The sequence below is a fragment of the Cupriavidus pauculus genome, from assembly GCF_008693385.1.
Classification (GTDB): domain Bacteria; phylum Pseudomonadota; class Gammaproteobacteria; order Burkholderiales; family Burkholderiaceae; genus Cupriavidus; species Cupriavidus pauculus_D.
Genome location: NZ_CP044065.1, coordinates 2135189 through 2158240, shown reverse-complemented (window position 1 = coordinate 2158240; position 23052 = coordinate 2135189). Strand labels below are relative to the sequence as shown.

Below are 23052 nucleotides of genomic sequence, written 5' to 3'. Positions count from 1 at the left end.
CTGGCAATGTCCAGCCGCTTTTTTTGTTTACACTCCCGGACAACAAAATCGAGAGGAGTCCTCCAGATGAAAGCCATCGAGATCCGTGAATACGGCGCACCCGACGTCCTGCAGCTGACCGAGCGTCCCGATCCCGTCGCCAAGGCCGGCGAGATCCTGATTCGCGTGGCCGCCGCGGGCGTCAATCGTCCCGACGTGTTCCAGCGCACGGGCAACTATCCGGTGCCGCCGGGCGCGTCCGATCTGCCCGGGCTCGAAGTGGCGGGCGTCATCGTGGGTGGCGATCTCTCGCACGCGGCCAATCGTTTCGGCCTCAAGGTCGGCGACCGCGTCTGCGCGCTGGTGCAGGGCGGCGGCTACGCGGAACTGTGCACCGCGCCGATCGAGCAATGCCTGCCGGTGCCGGCCGGGCTCAGCGACATCGAGGCGGCGGGCCTGCCCGAGACGTTCTTCACGGTGTGGAGCAACGTGTTCGATCGCGGCCAGCTGGGCAAGGGCCCGCGCGGCGCGCAGGAAACGCTGCTGATCCAGGGCGGGTCCAGCGGGATCGGCACGACTGCGATCCAGATCGCGAAGGCGATGGGCTTCCGGGTGTTCGTCACGGCGGGCAGCGACGACAAGTGCAAGGCCTGCGAGGCGCTCGGCGCCGATCGCGCGATCAACTACAAGACGCAGGACTTCGCGGCCGAGGTCAAGGCGCTGACCGAAGGCAAGGGTGTGGACGTGATCCTCGACATGGTCGCGGGTTCGTACCTCGCGCGCGAACTGTCGTGCATCGCCGACGACGGCCGCATCGTGATCATCGCGCTGCTCGGCGGCGGCAAGGCCGAGATTCCGCTCTCCGACGTACTGCGCCGTCGCATCACGATCACCGGTTCCACGCTGCGTCCGCGTCCGCCCGCGTTCAAGGGGGCGATTGCCGACGCGCTCCACCAGCACGTATGGCCGCTGCTCGCGTCGGGCAAGATCAAGCCCGTGATCCACAAGGTGTTCCCCGCCGCGCAGGCCGCGGATGCGCACCGCCTCATGGAATCGAGCGAGCACGTGGGCAAGATCATGCTCACGTGGTAAATGGCCGGGGCGCGCGCTACAATAGCGGGTTTTTGATCGAGAGGGGACCCCGTGAGACAAAAGCTGGTCATCGGTAACTGGAAGATGCACGGCAGCCTCGCCGCCAACGCGGCACTGCTGGACGGTATCAAGGCGGCACCGGCCCGGGCGCGTCTCGCGGTGTGCGCACCGTTCCCGTATCTGGCACAGTGCCAGGCCACGCTGGCCGGCACGGCGATCGGATGGGGTGCCCAGGACGTGTCCGCGGAAGTGCGCGGGGCGTTCACCGGTGAAGTGGCCGCGCCGATGCTCGCGGAATTCGGTTGCGCCTACGTGCTCGTGGGTCACTCGGAGCGCCGCTCCTATCATGGCGAAACCGATGCGACCGTCGCGACCAAGGCGCTGCGCGCGCTGGAGTCGGGGCTCACTCCCGTGGTCTGCGTGGGCGAGACGCTCGCGCAGCGCGAGGCGGGCGAGACGGAAACCGTGGTGGGGCGTCAGCTGGCCGCCGTGGTGGAGGCGCTCTCTATCGAGCAGCTGGGTCGGATCGTGCTGGCCTATGAGCCCGTCTGGGCCATCGGTACCGGCAAGACCGCGACGAGCGAGCAGGCACAGGCCGTGCACGCGTATCTGCGCAAGCAGGTGGCGGCGGCTTCGGCCGATGTGGCCGCGCGGATGCAGATTCTGTACGGCGGCAGCGTGAAGCCCGATAATGCGGCCGAACTGTTTTCGATGTCCGATATCGACGGAGGCCTGATTGGTGGCGCTTCGTTGAAGGCGGAAGATTTCTTGGCGATCGGCAACGCCTGAGTGCCGAACGCATGGATGGATCAGGCAAGCGAACGAATGTAATCACATGGCAATCTTCAAGACATTGTTAGTACTGGTGCAGGTCCTGTCGGCACTCGGCGTGATCGGCCTGGTGCTGCTGCAGCATGGCAAGGGCGCGGACGTCGGTGCGGCGTTCGGCTCGGGCGCCTCGGGCAGTCTGTTCGGGGCCACGGGCTCCGCGAACTTCCTGTCGCGTACCACCGCGGTGCTGGCGTCGCTGTTCTTCGTCTGCACGCTGGGTCTGACGCTGCTTGGCAACTACAAGCCGCAGACCTCGCTGGGCGTGATGGGCGCGAGCCAGGCACCGGTTGCAAGCGCGCCGGCCGCATCGGCCTCCGCACCTGCCGCAGCGGCTTCGGGCGCATCGTCCGTGCCCGCCGCACCTGCTGTTCCGAAATAATTGGCCTGCTCTTTCGAAGATTCCTGATTAAATTTGCAGTTGTGCATTGAACAAATCAGGAAACTTGGGATAGAATGCAAGGCTTGAAACGATTCCCCAGCGACGGGAACCAGGCAAGAGAAAAACGCTCTTGCATGGGAACCGGAGGGTGTAAAAACCCGGCGCCAGGCAATATTGTTTCTCCCCCAGCCGACGTGGTGAAATTGGTAGACACGCTATCTTGAGGGGGTAGTGGCGAAAGCTGTGCGAGTTCGAGTCTCGCCGTCGGCACCAAACAACTTGATCGGAGTCCTCGAAGTGGAAGCAGGGCGCCGGGTACGTTAAGAACGTTTTCTGGACAGTCATTCTTCAGGAATGGCTTCAAGAAACGTAGTATCCGGACCGATAATCCACAGAGGGCTCCGGCAGTCCGCAAGGCGGCGCCGTAATTTCGTACGGAATGGCGCTTGGGGTGGGCAACAGGACGCCGCTTCAGCTGGTGCTGTTGACAACATTCCAGATAAGGCTGGCCGTACCTTGACTCTCGAAGCCTACTTCCCCGTCCTCATCTTCATCCTCTTTGGTGTCGTGCTCGGTTTGGCACTGATGTCCATCGGTCGGATACTCGGTCCCAACAAGCCTGATCCCGCGAAGCTGTCGCCATACGAGTGCGGCTTCGAAGCATTCGAGGATGCGCGCATGAAGTTCGACGTGCGCTACTACCTCATCGCCATCCTGTTCATCCTGTTCGATCTCGAAACGGCTTTCCTGTTTCCGTGGGGCGTTGCCCTCAAGGACATCGGCTGGCCCGGGTTCTTCGCGATGGGCGTGTTTCTGCTGGAATTCATCGTGGGCTTCGTCTACATCTGGAAAAAGGGCGCGCTCGATTGGGAGTGATGTGAAATGGCAATCGAAGGCGTTCTCAACGAAGGCTTTGTCACGACGACCGCTGACAAGCTGATCAACTGGACCCGCACGGGCTCGCTGTGGCCGATGACGTTTGGCCTGGCCTGCTGTGCCGTGGAAATGATGCATGCCGGCGCCGCGCGCTATGACCTCGACCGTTTCGGCGTGGTCTTCCGCCCGTCGCCCCGACAATCGGACGTGATGATCGTCGCCGGCACGCTGTGCAACAAGATGGCGCCCGCGCTGCGCAAGGTCTACGACCAGATGGCCGAGCCGCGCTGGGTGATCTCGATGGGCTCGTGCGCCAATGGCGGCGGCTACTACCACTACTCGTATTCGGTAGTGCGTGGTTGTGACCGCATCGTGCCGGTCGATATCTACGTTCCGGGCTGCCCGCCGACGGCGGAAGCGCTGATTTACGGCGTGATCCAGCTCCAGAACAAGATTCGCCGCACCAACACCATCGCGCGCAAGGGCTGACAATGGCGACGCTCGACACTCTGAAGGCCGCGCTCGAGAAGGTTCTCGGCAAGCGCGTGCAATCGCTGACCGAAACCCTCGGCGAACTGACGCTGATCGTGAAGGCCGCCGATTATCTCGAAACCGCCCAGCTGCTGCGCGACGATCCGTCGCTGCGCTTCGAACAGCTGATCGACCTCGCCGGCGTGGATTATTCCGATTACGCCGAAGGCACGTGGGATGGCCCCCGTTTCGCCGCGGTCTCGCACCTGCTGTCCGTGACGCACAACTGGCGTCTGCGCGTGCGCGTGTTCGCGCCCGACGACGACCTGCCCGTGCTGGCGTCGGTGATCGACGTGTGGAACTCGGTGAACTGGTTCGAACGCGAAGCGTTCGACTTCTACGGCATCGTGTTCGAAGGGCATCCGGACCTGCGTCGCCTGCTGACCGACTACGGTTTCGTCGGCCACCCGTTCCGCAAGGATTTCCCGGTTTCCGGCTACGTCGAGATGCGCTACGACCCGGAGCAGAAGCGGGTCATCTACCAGCCGGTGACGATCGAGCCGCGCGAAATCACGCCACGCGTGATTCGCGAGGAAAACTACGGCGGCACGCAGCACTAAGAGCGCCATGGCAGATATCAAGAACTACACCCTCAACTTCGGTCCCCAACACCCTGCAGCGCACGGCGTGCTGCGTCTGGTGCTTGAGCTGGACGGCGAAGTGATCCAGCGCGCCGACCCCCATATCGGCCTGCTGCACCGTGCCACCGAGAAGCTGGCGGAACAGAAGACCTGGATTCAGAGCGTGCCGTACATGGATCGTCTCGACTACGTGTCGATGATGGTCAACGAGCATGCCTACGTGATGGCGATCGAGCGGATGCTCGGCATCGAAGTGCCGATCCGCGCGCAGTACATCCGCGTGATGTTCGACGAGATCACCCGCCTGCTGAACCACCTGATGTGGATCGGCGCCCACGCGCTGGACGTGGGGGCGATGGCGGTGTTCCTGTACGCGTTCCGCGAGCGCGAGGACATGTTCGACATGTACGAGGCGGTGTCGGGCGCGCGCATGCACGCGGCCTACTACCGTCCGGGCGGCGTCTATCGCGACCTGCCGGACACGATGCCGCAATACCGTGCGTCGAAGATCCACAACGAGCGCGCCATCAAGGCGATGAACGAAGCGCGTTCGGGCTCGCTGCTGGACTTCATCGAGGACTTCACGAACCGTTTCCCGACCTACGTCGATGAATACGAGACGCTGCTGACCGATAACCGTATCTGGAAGCAGCGCCTGGTGGACGTGGGCGTCGTGAGCCCGGAGCGCGCGCTGCAGATGGGCTTTACCGGTCCGATGCTGCGCGGTTCGGGTATCGAGTGGGATCTGCGCAAGAAGCAGCCCTACGAGGTGTACGACAAGGTCGACTTCGATGTGCCGGTTGGCGTTGGCGGCGACTGCTACGCGCGATATCTCGTGCGCGTGGAAGAAATGCGCCAGTCGAACCGCATCATCAAGCAGTGCGTGGACTGGCTGCGCCGCAACCCGGGTCCGGTCATCACCGAGAACCACAAGGTGGCACCGCCGTCGCGCGTGGACATGAAGTCGAACATGGAAGAGCTGATTCACCATTTCAAGCTCTTCACCGAAGGTATCCATGTGCCGCCGGGCGAAGCCTACGCGGCCGTGGAACATCCGAAGGGCGAGTTTGGTATCTATGCGATCTCGGACGGCGCGAACAAGCCGTACCGCCTGAAGATCCGCGCGCCCGGCTTTGCTCACCTCGCGGCCCTCGACGAAATGGCCAAGGGGCACATGATTGCGGACGCGGTCACGATCATCGGCACGCAGGACATCGTGTTCGGCGAGATCGACCGCTAAGGATATGGGCCGTTGCCCGGACGACGATCCGGGCATGACGGCGGCCAACTGGCGGAACAAGGCAGCGACGGCTGCAAACCAGCGGACGTGCCGCGTGGAATGTCACGTGGCGTTCGCCGTTTTACTGCAATGACCATGCTATCAGCAGAAGCTCTCAAGGAAATCGATCGCGCGATCGCGAAGTATCCGACCGACCAGAAACAGTCGGCCGTGATGGCGGCACTCGCCGTTGCACAGGGCGAGGTGGGTTGGGTTTCCCCCGAAGTCATGCAGTTCGTCGCGAGCTACCTCGAGATGCCGCCCGTGTGGGTGGAAGAGGTGGCGACGTTCTACAACATGTACGACACCAAGCCGGTGGGCAAGTACAAGCTCACGGTCTGCACGAACCTGCCGTGCGCGCTGTCGGGCGGCGAACGCGCGGGCGACTACCTCAAGCAGAAGCTTGGCATCGACTACAACGAAACCACCGCGGACGGCTGCTTCACGCTGAAGGAAGGCGAGTGCATGGGCGCCTGCGGCGACGCGCCGGTGGCCATCGTCAACAACACCCGCATGTGCAGCTTCATGAGCAACGACAAGCTCGACGCACTGATCGAGGAACTGCGTGCCGAGGCCGCTGCCAAGGGGGGCAAGTAATATGACTAGTCTGCACGACCGTCACATCAAGCCGCTGATCCTGGCTGGCCTGGACGGCAAGAACTGGCACCTCGAGGACTACGTCAAGCGTGGCGGCTACAAGCAGCTGCGCCGCATCCTGACCGAGAAGATTCCGCCGGAGCAGGTGATTGCCGACGTGAAGGCGTCGGGTCTGCGCGGCCGTGGCGGCGCGGGCTTCCCGACCGGCCTGAAGTGGAGCTTCATGCCGCGTCAGTTCCCCGGCCAGAAGTACCTGGTCTGCAATACCGACGAGGGCGAGCCCGGTACGTTCAAGGACCGCGACATCATCCGCTACAACCCGCATTCGCTGATCGAAGGCATGGCCATCGGCGCGTATGCGATGGGTATCACCGTGGGGTACAACTACATCCACGGCGAGATCTGGAACGAGTACAAGATCTTCGAGGAAGCGCTGGAAGAAGCGCGCGCCGCCGGTTTCCTCGGCGACAACATCCTCGGCTCGGGCTTCAACTTCCAGCTGCATGCGCACCATGGCTATGGCGCGTACATCTGCGGCGAAGAGACCGCGCTGCTGGAGTCGCTCGAAGGCAAGAAGGGCCAGCCGCGCTTCAAGCCGCCTTTCCCGGCGAGCTTCGGCCTGTATGGCAAGCCGACGACGATCAACAACACCGAGACGTTCGCGGCGGTGCCGTTCCTGCTCGAGATCGGCCCGGAGAACTACCTGAAGATGGGCAAGCCGAACAACGGCGGCTCCAAGATCTTCTCGATCTCCGGCGACATCGAGCGCCCGGGCAACTACGAGATTCCGCTGGGCACGCCGTTCGCGACGCTGCTCGAGCTCGCCGGCGGCATGCGCGGCGGCAAGCGCATCAAGGCCGTGATTCCCGGCGGCTCGTCGGCACCCGTGGTGCCGGGCGACATGATGATGGCGACGGACATGGATTACGACTCGATCGCCAAGGCCGGCTCGATGCTGGGCTCGGGCGCCGTGATCGTCATGGACGAGACGCGCTGCATGGTGCGTTCGCTGCTGCGCCTGTCGTATTTCTATTTTGAAGAGTCGTGCGGCCAGTGCACGCCGTGCCGTGAAGGCACCGGCTGGCTCTATCGCATGGTCAATCGTATTGAACACGGAGAAGGCCGCCAGGAAGACCTGGACCTGCTCAACAACGTTGCCGAAAACATCATGGGCCGCACGATTTGCGCGCTCGGCGATGCGGCGGCGATGCCGGTGCGCGGCATGCTCAAGCACTACTGGAAAGAGTTCGAATATCACGTCGAACACAAGCAGTGCATGGTCCCGGCCCACCCGGCCCACTCCTAAGCGTGGCAGAACATGGTTGAACTCGAGATCGATGGCAAGAAGGTAGAGGTTGCGGAAGGCAGCCTCGTGATGGAAGCCGCCCGCAAGCTGGGCACGTACATCCCGCACTTCTGCTACCACCGCAAGCTGTCCATCGCGGCGAACTGCCGCATGTGCCTGGTCGAAGTGGAAAAGGCGCCTAAGGCGCTGCCCGCGTGCGCCACGCCGGTGACCCCGGGCATGAAGGTCTTCACGAACTCCGAGAAGGCCGTCAAGGCGCAGAAGTCCGTGATGGAATTCCTGCTGATCAACCACCCGCTCGACTGCCCGATCTGCGATCAGGGCGGCGAATGCCAGCTGCAGGATCTGGCCGTGGGCTACGGTGCATCGGAGTCGCGCTACAAGGAAGAGAAGCGCGTGGTGTTCCACAAGAACGTGGGCCCGCTGATCTCCATGGAAGAGATGACGCGCTGCATCCACTGCACGCGCTGCGTCCGCTTTGGCCAGGAAGTGGCCGGCGTGATGGAGCTCGGCATGCTGAACCGCGGCGAGCACTCGGAAATCACGACGTTCGTGGGCCAGACCGTTGACTCGGAACTGTCAGGCAACATGATCGACCTGTGCCCGGTCGGCGCGCTGACCAGCAAGCCGTTCCGCTACTCGGCCCGTACGTGGGAGCTCGCACGCCGCAAGTCGGTGTCGCCGCACGACGGCCTGGGCGCGAACCTGGTCGTGCAGACCAAGAACCAGCGCGTGATGCGCGTGCTGCCGCTCGAGAACGAAGACGTCAACGAGTGCTGGATCTCGGACAAGGACCGTTTCTCGTACGAAGGCCTGAACAGCCAGGACCGTCTGACCCGTCCGCTGCTGAAGCAGGGCGGCCAGTGGATGGAGACCGACTGGCAGACCGCGCTCGAATACGTGGCGAATGGCCTGGCCAGCATCAAGCGCGACCATGGCGCGGACCAGATCGCCGCGCTGGCGAGCCCGCACAGCACGCTCGAGGAACTGTATCTGCTGGGCAAGTTCATGCGCGGCATCGGCAGCGACAACGTCGACTTCCGTCTGCGCCAGACCGATTTCTCGGCCAAGCTCGGCGGCACGCCGTGGCTGGGCCTGCCGGTGGCCGACGTGTCCGCGCTGCAACGCGTGCTCGTGATCGGCTCCTCGCTGCGCAAGGATCATCCGCTGCTGGCCGCGCGTCTGCGCCAGGCTGGCAAGAAGGGCGCCCGCGTGGCCGTCCTCGGCGCCGGCGGTGAAGACCTGCTGATGCCGCTGGCCGCACGCGTGGACGTGGCCCCGTCGGGCTGGACCGCCGCGCTGGCCGGCATCGCCAATGCGATCGCCGCCGCCAAGGGCGTGGCCGCACCGGCCGGTACGGCTGGCTTCGAGGCCGACGGATCGGCAAACGACGCCGCGAAGAAGATTGCCGACGCGCTGCTGTCCGGCGAACGCCGCGCGGTGTTCCTCGGCAACGAGGCCGTGCGTCACCCGCAATTCTCGACGCTGCATGCGCTGGCGCAGTGGATCGCCACGGAAACGTCGGCGACGCTGGGCTTCCTGACCGAGGCGGCCAACACGGTCGGCGGTTACGTGGCCGGCGCGCTGCCGCAACAGGGCGGTGCCAACGCACAGGCCATGTTCGACGCGCCGCGCAAGGCATACGTCGTGCTGAACGCCGAACCCGAATTCGATACCGCCGATCCGCGCAAGGCCCTGGCCGCGCTAGGCCAGGCCGGTACCGTCGTCGTGCTGTCGGCATTCCGCTCGGACGCCGCGCTGCAATACGCGGACGTGATCCTGCCGGTGGCGCCGTTCACCGAAACGGCCGGTACGTTCGTGAACGCCGAAGGCACGGCACAGAGCTTCAACGGCGTGGTGCGCGCGCTCGGCGAGTCGCGTCCGGCGTGGAAGGTGCTGCGCGTGCTGGGCAACATGCTGGACGTGGCGGGCTTCGACTTCGATACGGCCGAGGCCGTGCGTGAAGAGGCGCTGGCCAAGGCCATCGCGCCGACGCTGAACAACACGACCGATGCACCGATCAAGGTGACGGCTGCCGCAGCCGGCGCCGTCGAGCGCATCGCCGACGTGCCCATCTATCACGCCGACCCGATCGTGCGCCGTGCCGACTCGCTGCAGCTGACCGCTGCCGCGCGCCGCGCGATGCAGGTGGGCCTGTCGTCGGATCTGTTCGACAAGCTGGGCGTGCAGGTGGGCGACCCCGTGCGCGTGACGCAGGACGGTGGCAGCGTGGTGCTGCCCGCCGCGCTGGAGAACACGCTGCCGGCGAACACGGTGCGCGTGTCGGCCGCGACGACCGCGGCGGCGAGCCTCGGCGCGCTGTTCGGCACGGTCACGGTAGAGAAGGCAATCGATCTGTCCGCGGGCCAGCAGGCCGCGGCGGTCACCGCCTAAGCGAATAAGAAGAGCGAGAACGCAACATGATCGATTGGATTACCTCGCAAGGTCACGCCATCTTCGGCAGCGTCTGGACGCCGCTGTGGATCCTGATTCGCGCCGTGGTCATCGTGGTGCCGCTGCTGCTGTGCGTGGCCTACCTGATTCTGTGGGAGCGCAAGCTGATCGGCTGGATGCACGTGCGTCTGGGCCCGAACCGCGTGGGCCCGCTGGGCCTGCTGCAGCCGATCGCCGACGTGCTGAAGCTGCTGCTGAAGGAAGTCATGTTCCCGACGCAGGTCAGCCGCGGCATGTACATCATCGCGCCGCTGATGGTGCTGATGCCGGCCGTCGCGATCTGGGCGGTAGTGCCGTTCCAGGCCGAAGTGGTGATGGCCGACGTGAACGCCGGTCTGCTGTACGTGATGGCGATCAGCTCGGTCGGCGTCTACGGCGTGATCCTGGCCGGCTGGGCCTCGAACTCGAAGTACGCGTTCATCGGCGCCATGCGCGCCGCGGCGCAGATGGTGTCGTACGAAATCGCGATGGGCTTCGCGCTCGTCACGGTGCTGATGGTGGCCGGCAGCCTGAACCTGTCCGCGATCGTCAACGGGCAGAACACCGGCTACTTCGCGGACATGGGCATCAACATCCTGTCGTGGAACTGGCTGCCGCTGCTGCCGATGTTCGGCGTCTACTTCATCTCGGGCGTGGCCGAAACCAACCGCCATCCGTTCGACGTGGTGGAAGGCGAGTCGGAAATCGTGGCCGGTCACATGATCGAATACTCGGGCATGGCGTTCGCGCTGTTCTTCCTGGCCGAGTACATCAACATGATCGTCATCTCGACGATGACTGCGCTGCTGTTCCTCGGTGGCTGGGCGCCGCCGTTCTCGAGCTTCATCACGAACGCAATCCCGGGTTTCTTCTGGCTGCTGTTCAAGGTTTTCCTGCTGTTGTCCGTGTTCATCTGGATTCGCGCTTCGTTCCCGCGCTACCGCTATGACCAGATCATGCGTCTGGGCTGGAAGGTGTTCATCCCGCTGACGGTGGGCTGGCTGATCATCGTGGCGATCTGGATCAAGTCGCCGTGGAACATCTGGCACTGAATTAGGAAGCAATTGTCATGCTGACCACGATCAAGGACTTTTTCGCAAGCCTGCTCCTGAAGGAACTCTTCAAGGGCATGGCGCTGACTGGCCGCTATCTCTTCGCGCGCAAGGTCACCGTCCAGTTCCCCGAAGAGAAGACGCCGATCTCGCCGCGTTTCCGCGGCCTGCATGCGCTGCGCCGCTACCCCAACGGGGAAGAGCGCTGCATCGCCTGCAAGCTGTGCGAAGCGGTGTGCCCGGCGCTGGCCATCACGATCGAATCGGATGTGCGTAACGACGGCACGCGCCGTACCACGCGCTACGACATCGATCTGACCAAGTGCATTTTCTGCGGCTTCTGCGAAGAGGCGTGCCCGGTGGATGCGGTCGTCGAGACCCACCTGCTCGAGTACCACGGCGAGAAGCGCGGCGACCTGTACTTCACGAAGGACATGCTGCTGGCAGTGGGCGACCGCTACGAGCCGCAGATCGCAGCCGCGAAGGCCGCCGACGCGAAATACCGCTAAGCGTCATACGCAGGTTTTAGCTTTACGAATCGGCGCGCCCCGGCAATGACCGGGGCGCCCAACTGAAGGATGCCGCGGCAAGGCGGGACACCCCTGGGGTGGCCTGCGCGAAGCGCGGCGAAGTATCCGAAAGTATCCGACACGGACCATGGAACTCACGACCACCATCTTCTATGTCTTTGCCCTGGTGCTGGTGCTCTCCGCACTGAAAGTCATCACGGCCAAGAATCCGGTGCACGCAGCACTGTTCCTCGTACTGTCGTTCTTCACGGCGGCCGCCATCTGGATGCTGCTGAAGGCGGAGTTCCTCGCGATCCTGCTCGTGCTCGTGTATGTGGGCGCCGTGATGGTGCTGTTCCTGTTCGTGGTGATGATGATCGATATCGACATCGAGCACCTGCGGCGAGATTTCTGGACCTATGTGCCGATGGCCTCGGTGATCGGCGCGCTGATCATCGCGGAAATGGCGATCGTGCTCGTGCGCAACTTCGTCGGCACCACGACGCCCGTCGTCGCGCCCGGCATGCAGGACCCGAACTATTCGAACACGCACGCGCTGGGCAAGCTGATCTACACCGACTACGTGTACGCATTCGAAGTGGCCGGCATCATCCTGCTGGTGGCAATCGTCGCGGCCGTCGCGCTGACGCTGCGCCGCCGCAAGGACGCGAAGGGCCAGGACGTCTCGGCCCAGCTGCGCACGCGCCGTAACGATCGTATCCGCATGGTGAGCATGCCGGCGGAGGGTGCCCAGGCCCGGGCGGAAGCGGATGCCGCGGCAACCGCAAACAAGAACTAAGCCCGGAGATTTCGCTGTGCTCTCTCTCGCTCACTTCCTCGTGCTCGGTGCGATCCTGTTCGCGATCAGCATCGTTGGCATTTTCCTGAACCGCAAGAACGTGATCGTGCTGCTGATGGCGATCGAGCTGATGCTGCTTGCGGTGAACATCAACTTCGTCGCCTTCTCGCATTACCTGGGCGACCTGGCTGGTCAGGTTTTCGTTTTCTTCATCCTCACGGTGGCCGCTGCCGAGTCGGCAATCGGTCTGGCAATCCTGGTCGTGCTGTTCCGCAACCTGGACACGATCAACGTCGACGACATGGATACCCTCAAGGGCTGATCCGTGCCGAACCACGTCACGAACAAAGACCGCTCACCGACCGCACACCAATAAGCGTCCTATGGCAACCACGCTCGACCCCAACCTGCTGCTGGCGATTCCGCTTGCGCCGCTCGCCGGCGCCGCGATAGCCGGCCTGCTCGGTACGAAGTTCTTCGGCCTGTTCTCCTCCGATACGCGCGGCGGCCGTATCGTCGCCCACTCGGCGACGATCCTCGGCGTCGCGATCGCCTGCGTGCTCTCGCTGCTGGTGCTGCGCGACGTGATGGATGGCGCCAGCTACAACGCCACCGTGTACGAATGGATGAACATCGGCGGCCTGAAGCTGGAAGTCGGCTTCCTGGTGGATTCGCTGACCGCGATGATGATGGTGGTCGTGACCTTCGTCTCGCTGATGGTGCATATCTACACCGTCGGCTACATGCAAGGCGACCCCGGCTACAACCGTTTCTTCGCGTACATCTCGCTGTTCACCTTCTCGATGCTGATGCTCGTGATGAGCAACAACTTCCTGCAGCTGTTCTTCGGCTGGGAAGCGGTGGGCCTCGTCTCGTATCTGCTGATCGGCTTCTGGTACACGCGTCCGACCGCGATCTTCGCGAACATGAAGGCGTTCCTCGTGAACCGCGTCGGCGACTTCGGCTTTATCCTCGGCATCGGCCTGCTGCTGGCCTACAGCGGCAGCATGAACTACACGGACGTGTTCGCTGCCCGCGAAAAGCTCGCCGGCGTGATCTTCCCGGGCACCGACTGGATGATGCTGACCGTGGCCTGCATCTGCCTGTTCATCGGCGCGATGGGCAAGTCGGCGCAGTTCCCGCTGCACGTGTGGCTGCCTGACTCGATGGAAGGCCCGACCCCGATTTCGGCACTGATCCACGCGGCCACGATGGTGACCGCGGGCATCTTCATGGTGACGCGCATGTCGCCGCTGTTCGAACTGTCGGACACCGCGCTGTCGTTCGTGCTGGTCATCGGCGCGATTACCGCGCTGTTCATGGGTTTCCTGGGCATCATCCAGAACGACATCAAGCGCGTGGTCGCGTACTCGACGCTGTCGCAGCTCGGCTACATGACCGTCGCGCTGGGCGCCTCGGCCTACTCGGTGGCGGTGTTCCACCTGATGACCCACGCGTTCTTCAAGGCACTGCTGTTCCTTGGCGCCGGTTCGGTCATCATGGGCATGCACCACGACCAGGACATCCGCAACATGGGCGGCCTGCGCAAGTACATGCCGATTACGTGGATCACCTCGCTGATCGGTTCGCTCGCGCTGATCGGTACGCCGTTCTTCTCGGGCTTCTACTCGAAGGACTCGATCATCGAGGCGGTCGCGGAATCGCATCTGGCGGGTTCGGGCTTCGCGTACTTCGCGGTGCTGGCCGGTGTGTTCGTGACGGCGTTCTACTCGTTCCGCATGTATTTCCTCGTGTTCCATGGCGAGGAGCGTTTCGGCAAGGCGCACGACGCGCATGGCCATGACGCCCACGGCCATGACGACGCGCATGGTCATGACGACGACCACGGTCACGACGAGCACCATGGCCTGGCCCCGGGCCAGAAGCCGCACGAGTCGCCGTGGGTGGTGACGCTGCCGCTGGTGCTGCTGGCGATTCCGTCGGTCGTGATCGGCGCGATCGTGATCGAACCGATGCTGTTCGGCGAGTTCTTCAAGCATGGCGTGGCATTCAAGGACGTGATCTTCGTCGGCGAAAACCATCACGCGATGGAAGAGCTGCGCGAAGCGTTCCACGGCTGGGTGCCGATGGCGATCCACTCGCTGACGACGCCGGTCCTGTGGCTGGCCATCGCCGGCGTGGTGCTGTCGTGGTTCTTCTACATGAAGCGCCCGGACATTCCGGCCGCGCTCCAGCGCCGCTTCTCGGGCCTGTACAAGCTGCTGGACAACAAGTACTACATGGACGCGTTCAACCAGGCAGTGTTCGCGCGCGGCGCGCGCCTGCTCGGCACGGGTCTGTGGAAGGGCGGCGATCAGGGTCTGATCGACGGCCTGCTCGTGAACGGCTCGGCGCGTGTCGTGGCGACGTTCGCCGCGGCCAGCCGGTACCTGCAGTCTGGCTATATCTACCACTACGCGTTTGCAATGATCGTGGGCATGCTGGTGCTGCTGACGCTGACGATCACTGGCGTGATAGGCACCAAGTGATAGGCACCGATTAAGGAAAACAAGGAAATGGTTCTGTCTTTCGCTATCTGGCTGCCTATCTTTTTCGGCTTGCTGGTCCTGTTCTTCGGCTCGGACAACAACAAGTGCTTCGTGCGCTGGGTGTCGTTGTTCGGAGCCGTGGTGAGCTTCATCGCCACGCTGCCGCTCGTGTTGCACTTCGAGCCCGGCACCGCCGCGATGCAATTCGTCGAGCAATCGATGTGGATCGAACGCTTCAAGATCCAGTACCACCTCGGGGTGGACGGTATCTCGATGTGGTTCGTGGTCCTGACCGCGTTCATCACCGTGATCGTCGTGATCTCGGCCTGGGAAGTGATCACCGAGCGCGTGGCCGAGTACATGGCCGCGTTCATGATCCTGTCCGGCCTGATGGTCGGCGTGTTCTCGGCACTGGACGGCCTGCTGTTCTACGTGTTCTTTGAAGCCACGCTGATCCCGATGTACATCATCATCGGTGTGTGGGGCGGTCCGAACCGTGTGTACGCGGCGTTCAAGTTCTTCCTCTACACGCTGCTGGGCTCGCTGCTGACGCTGGTCGCGCTGCTGTACCTGTACAGCAAGACCGGTACGTTCGACATCCTCGCCTGGCATGGCGCCAAGCTGACGATGCAGGAGCAGATCGCGATCTTCATCGCGTTCTTCATGGCCTTTGCGGTGAAGGTGCCGATGTGGCCCGTGCATACCTGGCTGCCGGACGCTCACGTGGAAGCGCCGACCGGCGGTTCCGTGGTGCTGGCCGCGATCATGCTGAAGCTCGGTGCCTACGGTTTCCTGCGTTTCTCGCTGCCGATCGCGCCGGACGCCAGCCACACGCTGGCCCCGTTCATCATCACGATCTCGCTGATCGCGGTGATCTACATCGGCTTCGTGGCGCTGGTGCAGGCCGACATGAAGAAGCTGGTCGCGTACTCGTCGATCGCTCACATGGGCTTCGTCACGCTGGGCTTCTTCATCTTCAACGACATCGGCGTCGAGGGCGGCATCATCCAGATGATCTCGCACGGCTTCGTGTCGGGCGCGATGTTCCTGTGCATCGGCGTGCTGTACGACCGCGTGCACTCGCGCCAGATCGCCGACTACGGCGGCGTGGTGAACACGATGCCGAAGTTCGCGGCGCTGTCCGTGTTCTTCGCGATGGCCAACTGCGGCCTGCCGGCGACGTCGGGCTTCGTGGGCGAGTTCATGGTCATTCTTGGCGCCGTGAAGTACAACTTCTGGATCGGCCTGCTGGCCGCCACGGCCCTGATCCTGGGCGCGGCGTACTCGCTGTGGATGGTCAAGCGCGTGATCTTCGGCGACATCGTGCACCAGCACGTGCGCGAACTCGTGGACCTGAACAAGCGCGAGTTCTTCATGCTCGGCCTGCTCGCCATCATGACGCTGTACATGGGCCTGTATCCGAAACCCTTTACCGATGTGATGCACGCCTCGGTGGCGAACCTGCTGACGCACGTCGCGCAGTCCAAGCTGTAAGCGGGGGAGAGAGAAATAAACATGCAAGCGTCTTCTAGCCTGGCCCCCGTGGCGCCAATCATTTTCCTGGCGATCGCCATTGCGGCGATCAACTGGATCGACCTCGCGCGCGGCAAGGGCCGCCAGAGCGTCGCCTATCCGCTTTCGCTGCTGACCACGCTGGTGCTGACCGTCTGGTTCGCGATCAACGCGAGCCACGGCGACACGCACTATGCGTTCGCGAACCTGGTCGTGATCGATCCGATGGCCAACGTGCTGTCGGCCTTCTGCTCGCTCGGCCTGCTGATCACGCTCGTGTACACGCGCCGCTATCTGCAGGAACGCGACATGTTCGCGGGCGAGTTCTACATGCTCGCGCTGTTCACGCTCGGCGGTCAGATCGTGATGATCACCGGCAACAACTTCCTGACGCTGTATCTCGGTCTGGAACTGCTGTCGCTGGCGTCGTACGCGCTGGTGGCGCTGCGCCGCGAATCGCGCGTGACGTCGGAATCGGCCATGAAGTACTTCGTGCTCGGCGCGCTGGCTTCGGGCTTCCTGCTCTACGGCGTGTCGATGATGTACGGCGCGACCGGTTCGCTGAACCTCGGTGAAGTGTTCCGCGTGGTCGAGTCGGGCCGCGTGAACACGACGATGCTCGCGTTCGGCGTGGTGTTCATCGTTGCCGGCCTGTCGTTCAAGCTCGGCGCCGCACCGTTCCACATGTGGATTCCGGACATCTACCAGGGTTCGCCGACCGCGGTGACGCTGCTGATCGCCGGGGGTCCGAAGGTGGCCGCGTTCGCGCTGATGGTGCGTGTGCTCGTGGACGGCCTGCTGCCGCTGGCTACCGACTGGCAGGCGATGCTGGTGGTGCTGGCCGTGGTGTCGCTGGCCATCGGCAACCTGACCGCGATCGTCCAGACCAACCTCAAGCGGATGCTCGCGTACTCGACCATCTCGCACATGGGCTTCGTGCTGCTGGGCCTGCTGTCGGGCGTGGCGGGCGGTTCGGCCACCGGCGCGGCCGAGGCCTATAGCGGCTCGATGTTCTACTCGGTGACGTACCTGCTGACGACGCTGGGCACGTTCGGCCTGATCCTGCTGCGTACCGGCAAGGGCTTCGAGGCGGAATCGCTCGACGACCTGAAGGGCATGTCGCGCAAGAACCCGTGGTTCGCGTTCCTGATGCTGGTAATGATGTTCTCCATGGCGGGCATTCCCCCGATGGTGGGCTTCTACGCCAAGCTGGCCGTGCTGGAAGCGGTGGTCAAGGCTGGCATGAGCTGGCTGGCCGTGGTCGCGGTGCTGTTCTCGCTGATCGGCGCGTTCTACTACCTGCGCGTGGTCAAGCTGATGTACTTCGATGCACCGGCCGGCGAAGAGCCGCTGGAAGCCACGGCAGGCCTGCGCGGCGTGCTGAGCATCAACGGCCTGGCCGTGATCCTGCTGGGCCTGTTCCCCGCGGCGCTGATGAACCTGTGCTACCAGGCCATCCGCGCGTCGCTGGGTTCGTGATCCGCTGACCCAGACAGAAAAGGACGAACCGATCGTGAGTGCATCCGCTGGCGGTTGGTTTGTCATCTTGCTGGCACTGGTCTGTGCCAATCTGCCGTTCATCAACCAGCGGCTGTTCGGCGCGGTCGCGCTGAAGTGGGCGCGCAAGCCGATGTGGCTGCGCCTCGTCGAGCTGCTGGTCTGGTACGCCGTGGCGGGTGCCGCGGGCTTTGCCGTCGAGGCGAGCCTTGGCAACACGTTCCCGCAGGGCTGGCAGTTCTACGCGATCACGCTCTGCATGATGCTCGTGTTCGCGTTTCCCGGCTTTACCTGGCAATACCTCGTCAAACACCGCGCGGCCTGAAGGTGCGTCCCGGGCCCGCATACTCCCGGAGCTCGCATGACGAAGAAGATCGACGACCCCACGACCGCATCGGACGACGGTCTGCGGGAACATCCGGTCGCCTCGGCCACCCTCCATCGCGGCAAGTTCCTGACGCTCAAGCAGGACATCGTGCGCCTGCCGGACGGCAAGCAGGCCGGCCGCGAGTACGTGCTCCATCCGGGCGCGGTCATGATGATTCCGCTGTTCGACGATGGCACGGTGCTCATGGAGCGCCAGTTCCGCTATCCGATCGGTGAGGTCATGCTCGAGTTTCCGGCCGGCAAGCTGGATCCGGAAGAGGGCGCGCAGCGCTGCGGCGAGCGCGAACTGATCGAGGAAACCGGTTACCGCGCGGCGCGCTGGGATTACCTCACGCGCATCCATCCCGTCATCTCCTATTCCACCGAGTTCATCGACCTGTTCCTTGCGCGCGACCTGACCGCGGGCGCGGCCGAACTCGACGATGGCGAGTTCCTCGAGACGTTCATCACCCCGGCCGGGCAGGTCATCGACTGGGTGCGGCAGGGGCGCATTACCGACGTCAAGACGATCATCGGCGCGTTCTGGCTCGAGAAGGTGCTGTCGGGGGCATGGCAGCCGGGCGAGCAGGTGCTGCCGCCGCTGCCGGGGCGTCCTGCCTGAACCCGTGATCCCTGCTAAGCTGGCGATCCGCTGCGGTCGCGCACTGAGGTTGCAAGAAAAAATTAGCACGACCGTTCACAAATTTTCGATTCACGGCTAATATTGCCCGACGGGCTGGAAAGATCATGAAGGTGCTCGACCTGCGCTGTGCGCAAGACCATCGTTTCGAGGGCTGGTTCGCCTCGGAGGAAGATGCGCAATCGCAGATTGCACGCGATCTGGTCCAGTGCCCGGTCTGTGGCGACCATGCGGTCAGCCGTCTGCCGAGCGCGCCGCGCCTGAATCTGTCGGGTGCGACCGCGCCGACGGGCGGCGGCAAGCCGGCCGGCCGGCAGGGTGGAGAGAGTGCGGGGATGTCCGACGACGCGCGACAGGCGCTGCAGGCCCTGCAATCCCACTACTTGAAGGCCGTGCGGCAGGTACTCGCACAGACCGAGGACGTTGGCGACCGCTTTGCCGAGGAGGCGCGGCGCATGCACTACCAGGAGGCGCCCGAACGCGGCATTCGCGGTCAGGCGTCGCGCGAGGAAGTGCAGGCGCTGGCCGAAGAGGGCATCGACGCCTTTCCGCTCGTGGTGCCCGACGCGCTCAAGCAGACGGCACACTGAATCGCATTCTGTGTCCTGGCGAAGTCGTGAGGCCGGCGCAGCGGTGCGCCGACCCCACGTATTCGTAAAATCGCCGGCCGCGAGCCGGCGCCACAGGAGACAGGCATGGACCTCAACTACTCGGCGGCCGACGATGCCTTCCGCGAGGAAGTGCGCGGCTGGCTGGAAGCCAACCTGCCCGCGGACATCCGCGCCAAGGTGCTCAATCACCGCCGTCCCAACCGCGACGACTTCGTGCGCTGGCACAAGGCGCTCGCGGGCAAGGGCTGGTCCGCTCCGCACTGGCCGGTCCAGTACGGCGGCACCGGGTGGAACGCGACCCAGCGCCATATCTGGGACGAGGAATGCGCGCGCGTGGGCGCGCCCGGCGTGCTGCCGTTCGGCGTGGCGATGGTCGCGCCGGTCATCATGAAGTTCGGCAACGAAGCCCAGAAAAGCTACTACCTGCCGCGCATTCTCGACTGCACCGACTGGTGGTGCCAGGGCTATTCCGAGCCCGGCGCCGGTTCCGACCTCGCCTCGCTGAAGACGCGCGCGGAGCTGACGGCCGATGGCAGGCACTACATCGTCAATGGCCAGAAGACCTGGACCACGCTGGGCCAGCACGCGGACATGATCTTCTGCCTCGTGCGGACCGATCCGGAGGCCAAGAAGCAGGAGGGCATTTCGTTCCTGCTCATCGACATGAAGACGCCGGGCATCACCGTGCGGCCGATCGTCATGCTCGACGAGGAGCGCGAGGTCAACGAGGTGTTCTTCGACAACGTGCAGGTGCCGGTGGAGAACCGCGTCGGCGACGAGAACCGCGGCTGGACCTACGCCAAGTACCTGCTCGGCCACGAGCGCACGGGCATCGCGCGCGTGGGCAATTCCAAGCGCGAGCTCGGCTTCCTCAAGCGCCTGGCGCGCGGGCAGCAGAAGAACGGCAGGCCGCTGCTCGAAGACCCCGTGTTCGGCGCGAAGGTGGCCGCGCTCGAGATCGAGCTGATGGCGCTGGAGATCACCGTGCTGCGCGTGGTGTCGAGCGAGGCGGCCGGCAAGGGCCCGGGGCCCGAGGCATCGATGCTCAAGATCAAGGGCACCGAGATCCAGCAGCTGCTGACCGAACTGATGGTCGAGGCCGTGGGCCCGTACGCGCAGCCGTTCGACACGGCCTACCTCGAGTGCGAGAGCGACCACGCGGTGACGGGCTTCGACGATGCCGCGCCGCTGGCCGCGTACTACTTCAACTTCCGCAAGACCTCGATCTACGGCGGTTCCAACGAAATTCAGAAGAACATCATCAGCCAGATGATCCTGGGGCTGTGAGGAGACACGCGACATGGACTTCAACCTGAGCGACGAACAGAAACAGCTGGCCGATGCGGTGCGCCGCTTCGTCGAGCGCAGCTACGACTTCGAATCCCGCCGCGCGGCCTACCGCTCGGAGACCGGTTTCAGCGAACAGGCATGGGGCGCGCTGGTCGAGCTCGGCCTGACCGCGCTGCCGGTGCCGGAAGCGCAGGGCGGCTTCTCGGGCACGGCCGTCGATATGATGGTGGTGCAGCAGGAGCTGGGCCGCGGGCTCGTGATCGAACCGTATTTCGCGACCGTGGTGGCCGCGTATGCATTGAAGCTGGCCGGCGGGCAGGAAGCCCTGCTGGAGCAGGTGGCGGGCGGCGAGGTCAAGCTGGCCGTGGCCTTCAACGAGCCGCAGGCGCGCCATGCGCTCAACGACGTGCGCGTGACGGCGAAGGTGACCGGCGGCGAAGGCCGGCTGAATGGCCGCAAGGTCGTGGCGATTCACGGCGGCCAGGCGGACAAGCTCGTGGTGTCGGCGCGCACGTCGGGCGGCGACGCGGACGAGGCCGGTATCGCGCTGTTCGTGGTGGATCGCAACGCGGCCGGTGTGACCGTGCGCGACTACCGTACCATCGACAACCTGCGCGCGGCCGATATCACGTTTGCCGATACGCCCGCGACGCCGATCGGCGCCGAGGGCAAGGGGTGGGACATCCTCGAGGCGACGGCCGACTATGCCGCGGTGCTGCTGTGCGCCGAGGCGGTGGGCATCATCGATACGCTCAACGCGGCGACGCTCGAGTACGCCAAGACGCGCCAGCAGTTCGGCTCGCCGATCGGGCGCTTTCAGGCGCTCCAGCATCGGATGGTCGAGATGTTCATCCATGCCGAGCAGGCGCGCTCGATCACGGTGCTGGCAGCGGGCCGCTTCGACGAGGCCTCGCCCGAGGAGCGCCGCCGTTTCGTCTCCGCCGCCAAGGCGCGCGTGGGACAGGCCGCGCGCGCGGTGGGGCAGGAGGCCGTGCAGATCCACGGCGGCATGGGCGTGACCGACGAACTGCCGGCCGCGCATATGTTCAAGCGTCTGACGCTGATCAACACCACGTTCGGTGACGTCGATCATCACATCGGCCGCTTCGCGCAACAGCCGGGCTTCCAGCAGGCGGCCTGATCGTTGCACGCAGGCACACGGTGTTGCCCTCTCTCCCCGCCCGGGGAGAGGGCGTCTTGCAGGAGAGCAGTCATGGGTCCGGTCTATTTCGAAGACTACGTCGTCGGCAGTCAGCACCACCTGGGCAGTTACACCGTTACCGAGGAAGAGATCGTCGCGTTCGCGCGACAGTACGACCCGCAGCCGTTCCATGTCGATCCGCGGGCGGCGGCGCAGAGCATCTACGGCGGCCTGATCTCGAGCGGCTGGATGACCTGCGGCATCATGATGCGGCTGCTCGTGCAATACATGCCGCCCGATACCGCGAGCATGGGCTCGCCCGGGGTCGATGAAATCCGCTGGATCAAGCCCGTCTACGCGGGCGACACGCTGAGCGTGGTGCTCGAGGTGCTGGACGCGCGGCCGTCGTCGTCCAAGCCCGATCGCGGCATCGTTCACACCATCTGGCGCGCCACCAATCAGCGGGGCGAGCCGGTCTGCACCGTCAAGGGCATGGGCATGTACGGACGCCGCCCGGCCTGACACAATCTTTCACCTTTTCCCCTATTGCACGGAGACCGCATGCGTACGATTGCCTCGCTGGAAGAACTGGAAAGCCTGCAGGGCCAGGAAGTGGCCGTCAGCGACTGGATCGAGATCACGCAGCAGCAGGTCAACCTGTTTGCCGACGCCACGGGCGATCATCAGTGGATCCACGTGGACGTGGAGCGCGCAAAGCGCGAGTCGCCGTTCGGCGCGCCGGTGGCGCACGGGTTCCTGACGCTGTCGCTGCTGCCGCAGTTCATGGCGAACGCGCTGCGGTTCGAGAACACGAAGGTGGCGGTGAACTACGGGCTCAATCGCGTGCGGTTCACCTCGCCGGTGCCGGTGGGCAGCCGGCTGCGGGCGCGCATCGGGTTGCAGAAGGTGGAGCGGCTCGATCCGCTGCCCAATGCGCCCGAACTCGTCGGCGGGCAGGCGTACTGGGAGGTCACGATCGAGCGGGAAGGGTCGGATCGTCCGGTCTGCGTCGCGGAATCGATTACGCGGCGGTATGGTTAACGGCATCGTCGCTGGCGGGCTTGAGGCCCGCCAAATATGAAGAAAACCGCCATCAGGCGCGCGCCCGGGAGCGAAAAGTAAGCGGACCGTAAGGTTCTCGTCATTGTCCGTTTTACAGAACAGTGTTTCCGCACCCCGTGGGTTTACCCTCAAAGTTGCGTTGCGGTACAGTCGCGCCCACGATGCTTTACGTATTGCTCTATCTGCTCATAAATCCGTGC

Annotated in this window: 24 protein-coding genes and 1 tRNA gene; all 25 read left to right on the top strand. The window is 64.3% G+C overall.

Features of this window, described 5'->3' with window-relative positions:
- The first annotated feature begins 66 nt into the window (after positions 1 to 66).
- The 25 genes from FOB72_RS09910 to FOB72_RS09790 all read left to right on the top strand — a co-directional run bounded on the left by FOB72_RS09910 (position 67) and on the right by FOB72_RS09790 (position 22831).
- On the top strand, positions 67 to 1071 hold the full coding sequence (locus FOB72_RS09910; RefSeq protein ID WP_150372353.1) for an NAD(P)H-quinone oxidoreductase: 1005 nt from the start codon (positions 67 to 69) through the stop codon (positions 1069 to 1071).
- Positions 1072 to 1155: 84 nt separating this feature from the next.
- Entirely contained in the window at positions 1156 to 1860 is a 705-nt protein-coding gene (tpiA, locus tag FOB72_RS09905) for a triose-phosphate isomerase (protein WP_263364777.1), read from the top strand.
- Between the two features lie 46 nt (positions 1861 to 1906).
- The gene (gene secG, locus FOB72_RS09900) at positions 1907 to 2281 is read left to right on the top strand and encodes a preprotein translocase subunit SecG (RefSeq protein ID WP_150372351.1); all 375 of its coding nucleotides are present in this window, start codon (positions 1907 to 1909) and stop codon (positions 2279 to 2281) included.
- 188 nt (positions 2282 to 2469) lie between these two features.
- Positions 2470 to 2554 (top strand) — tRNA-Leu (locus tag FOB72_RS09895).
- Positions 2555 to 2797: 243 nt separating this feature from the next.
- Positions 2798 to 3157: an NADH-quinone oxidoreductase subunit A gene (locus FOB72_RS09890; RefSeq protein WP_109581662.1), complete on the top strand. Its 360-nt coding sequence runs from the start codon at positions 2798 to 2800 to the stop codon at positions 3155 to 3157.
- Between the two features lie 6 nt (positions 3158 to 3163).
- Positions 3164 to 3646 (top strand): NuoB/complex I 20 kDa subunit family protein, encoded by a 483-nt coding sequence (locus tag FOB72_RS09885; RefSeq protein ID WP_020203631.1) that lies wholly within the window; start codon positions 3164 to 3166, stop codon positions 3644 to 3646.
- Positions 3647 to 3648: 2 nt separating this feature from the next.
- Positions 3649 to 4248, top strand: a complete 600-nt coding sequence (locus FOB72_RS09880) for an NADH-quinone oxidoreductase subunit C (RefSeq protein WP_150372350.1) — start codon at positions 3649 to 3651, stop codon at positions 4246 to 4248.
- 7 nt (positions 4249 to 4255) lie between these two features.
- Complete coding sequence (locus tag FOB72_RS09875) at positions 4256 to 5509, top strand: NADH-quinone oxidoreductase subunit D (RefSeq protein WP_150372349.1); 1254 nt, start codon at positions 4256 to 4258, stop codon at positions 5507 to 5509.
- A 135-nt stretch (positions 5510 to 5644) separates the two neighbouring features.
- On the top strand, positions 5645 to 6145 hold the full coding sequence (gene nuoE, locus FOB72_RS09870) for an NADH-quinone oxidoreductase subunit NuoE (RefSeq protein WP_150372348.1): 501 nt from the start codon (positions 5645 to 5647) through the stop codon (positions 6143 to 6145).
- 1 nt (position 6146) lies between these two features.
- Positions 6147 to 7451, top strand: coding sequence for an NADH-quinone oxidoreductase subunit NuoF (gene nuoF, locus FOB72_RS09865; protein WP_150372347.1), 1305 nt, complete (start codon positions 6147 to 6149; stop codon positions 7449 to 7451).
- Between the two features lie 12 nt (positions 7452 to 7463).
- Positions 7464 to 9845: an NADH-quinone oxidoreductase subunit NuoG gene (gene nuoG, locus FOB72_RS09860; RefSeq protein ID WP_150372346.1), complete on the top strand. Its 2382-nt coding sequence runs from the start codon at positions 7464 to 7466 to the stop codon at positions 9843 to 9845.
- A 26-nt stretch (positions 9846 to 9871) separates the two neighbouring features.
- Positions 9872 to 10936: an NADH-quinone oxidoreductase subunit NuoH gene (gene nuoH / locus FOB72_RS09855; protein WP_150372345.1), complete on the top strand. Its 1065-nt coding sequence runs from the start codon at positions 9872 to 9874 to the stop codon at positions 10934 to 10936.
- 17 nt (positions 10937 to 10953) lie between these two features.
- Positions 10954 to 11445 (top strand): NADH-quinone oxidoreductase subunit NuoI, encoded by a 492-nt coding sequence (gene nuoI, locus FOB72_RS09850; protein ID WP_109581656.1) that lies wholly within the window; start codon positions 10954 to 10956, stop codon positions 11443 to 11445.
- 148 nt (positions 11446 to 11593) lie between these two features.
- Entirely contained in the window at positions 11594 to 12244 is a 651-nt protein-coding gene (locus FOB72_RS09845) for an NADH-quinone oxidoreductase subunit J (protein WP_150372344.1), read from the top strand.
- A 16-nt stretch (positions 12245 to 12260) separates the two neighbouring features.
- On the top strand, positions 12261 to 12566 hold the full coding sequence (gene nuoK, locus FOB72_RS09840; protein ID WP_010809122.1) for an NADH-quinone oxidoreductase subunit NuoK: 306 nt from the start codon (positions 12261 to 12263) through the stop codon (positions 12564 to 12566).
- Between the two features lie 61 nt (positions 12567 to 12627).
- Positions 12628 to 14733 carry an NADH-quinone oxidoreductase subunit L gene (gene nuoL, locus FOB72_RS09835; protein ID WP_150372342.1) on the top strand — a complete coding sequence of 702 codons (2106 nt, stop codon included), beginning with the start codon at positions 12628 to 12630 and terminating at the stop codon, positions 14731 to 14733.
- A 27-nt stretch (positions 14734 to 14760) separates the two neighbouring features.
- The gene (locus tag FOB72_RS09830) at positions 14761 to 16227 is read left to right on the top strand and encodes an NADH-quinone oxidoreductase subunit M (RefSeq protein WP_150372341.1); all 1467 of its coding nucleotides are present in this window, start codon (positions 14761 to 14763) and stop codon (positions 16225 to 16227) included.
- 21 nt (positions 16228 to 16248) lie between these two features.
- A complete protein-coding gene (nuoN, locus tag FOB72_RS09825; protein WP_150372340.1) occupies positions 16249 to 17724 on the top strand; it encodes an NADH-quinone oxidoreductase subunit NuoN in 1476 nt (491 codons plus the stop codon).
- Positions 17725 to 17758: 34 nt separating this feature from the next.
- On the top strand, positions 17759 to 18067 hold the full coding sequence (locus FOB72_RS09820; RefSeq protein ID WP_150372339.1) for a DUF2818 family protein: 309 nt from the start codon (positions 17759 to 17761) through the stop codon (positions 18065 to 18067).
- Positions 18068 to 18103: 36 nt separating this feature from the next.
- On the top strand, positions 18104 to 18730 hold the full coding sequence (locus FOB72_RS09815) for an NUDIX domain-containing protein (RefSeq protein WP_150372338.1): 627 nt from the start codon (positions 18104 to 18106) through the stop codon (positions 18728 to 18730).
- A 125-nt stretch (positions 18731 to 18855) separates the two neighbouring features.
- Positions 18856 to 19338, top strand: coding sequence for a DUF1178 family protein (locus tag FOB72_RS09810; RefSeq protein ID WP_150372337.1), 483 nt, complete (start codon positions 18856 to 18858; stop codon positions 19336 to 19338).
- Positions 19339 to 19443: 105 nt separating this feature from the next.
- Positions 19444 to 20646: an acyl-CoA dehydrogenase family protein gene (locus FOB72_RS09805; protein WP_150372336.1), complete on the top strand. Its 1203-nt coding sequence runs from the start codon at positions 19444 to 19446 to the stop codon at positions 20644 to 20646.
- Between the two features lie 13 nt (positions 20647 to 20659).
- Entirely contained in the window at positions 20660 to 21790 is a 1131-nt protein-coding gene (locus FOB72_RS09800) for an acyl-CoA dehydrogenase family protein (RefSeq protein WP_150372335.1), read from the top strand.
- A 72-nt stretch (positions 21791 to 21862) separates the two neighbouring features.
- The gene (locus tag FOB72_RS09795) at positions 21863 to 22312 is read left to right on the top strand and encodes a MaoC family dehydratase (RefSeq protein WP_150372334.1); all 450 of its coding nucleotides are present in this window, start codon (positions 21863 to 21865) and stop codon (positions 22310 to 22312) included.
- Positions 22313 to 22351: 39 nt separating this feature from the next.
- On the top strand, positions 22352 to 22831 hold the full coding sequence (locus FOB72_RS09790) for a MaoC family dehydratase (RefSeq protein WP_150372333.1): 480 nt from the start codon (positions 22352 to 22354) through the stop codon (positions 22829 to 22831).
- The last annotated feature ends 221 nt before the right edge of the window (positions 22832 to 23052 follow it).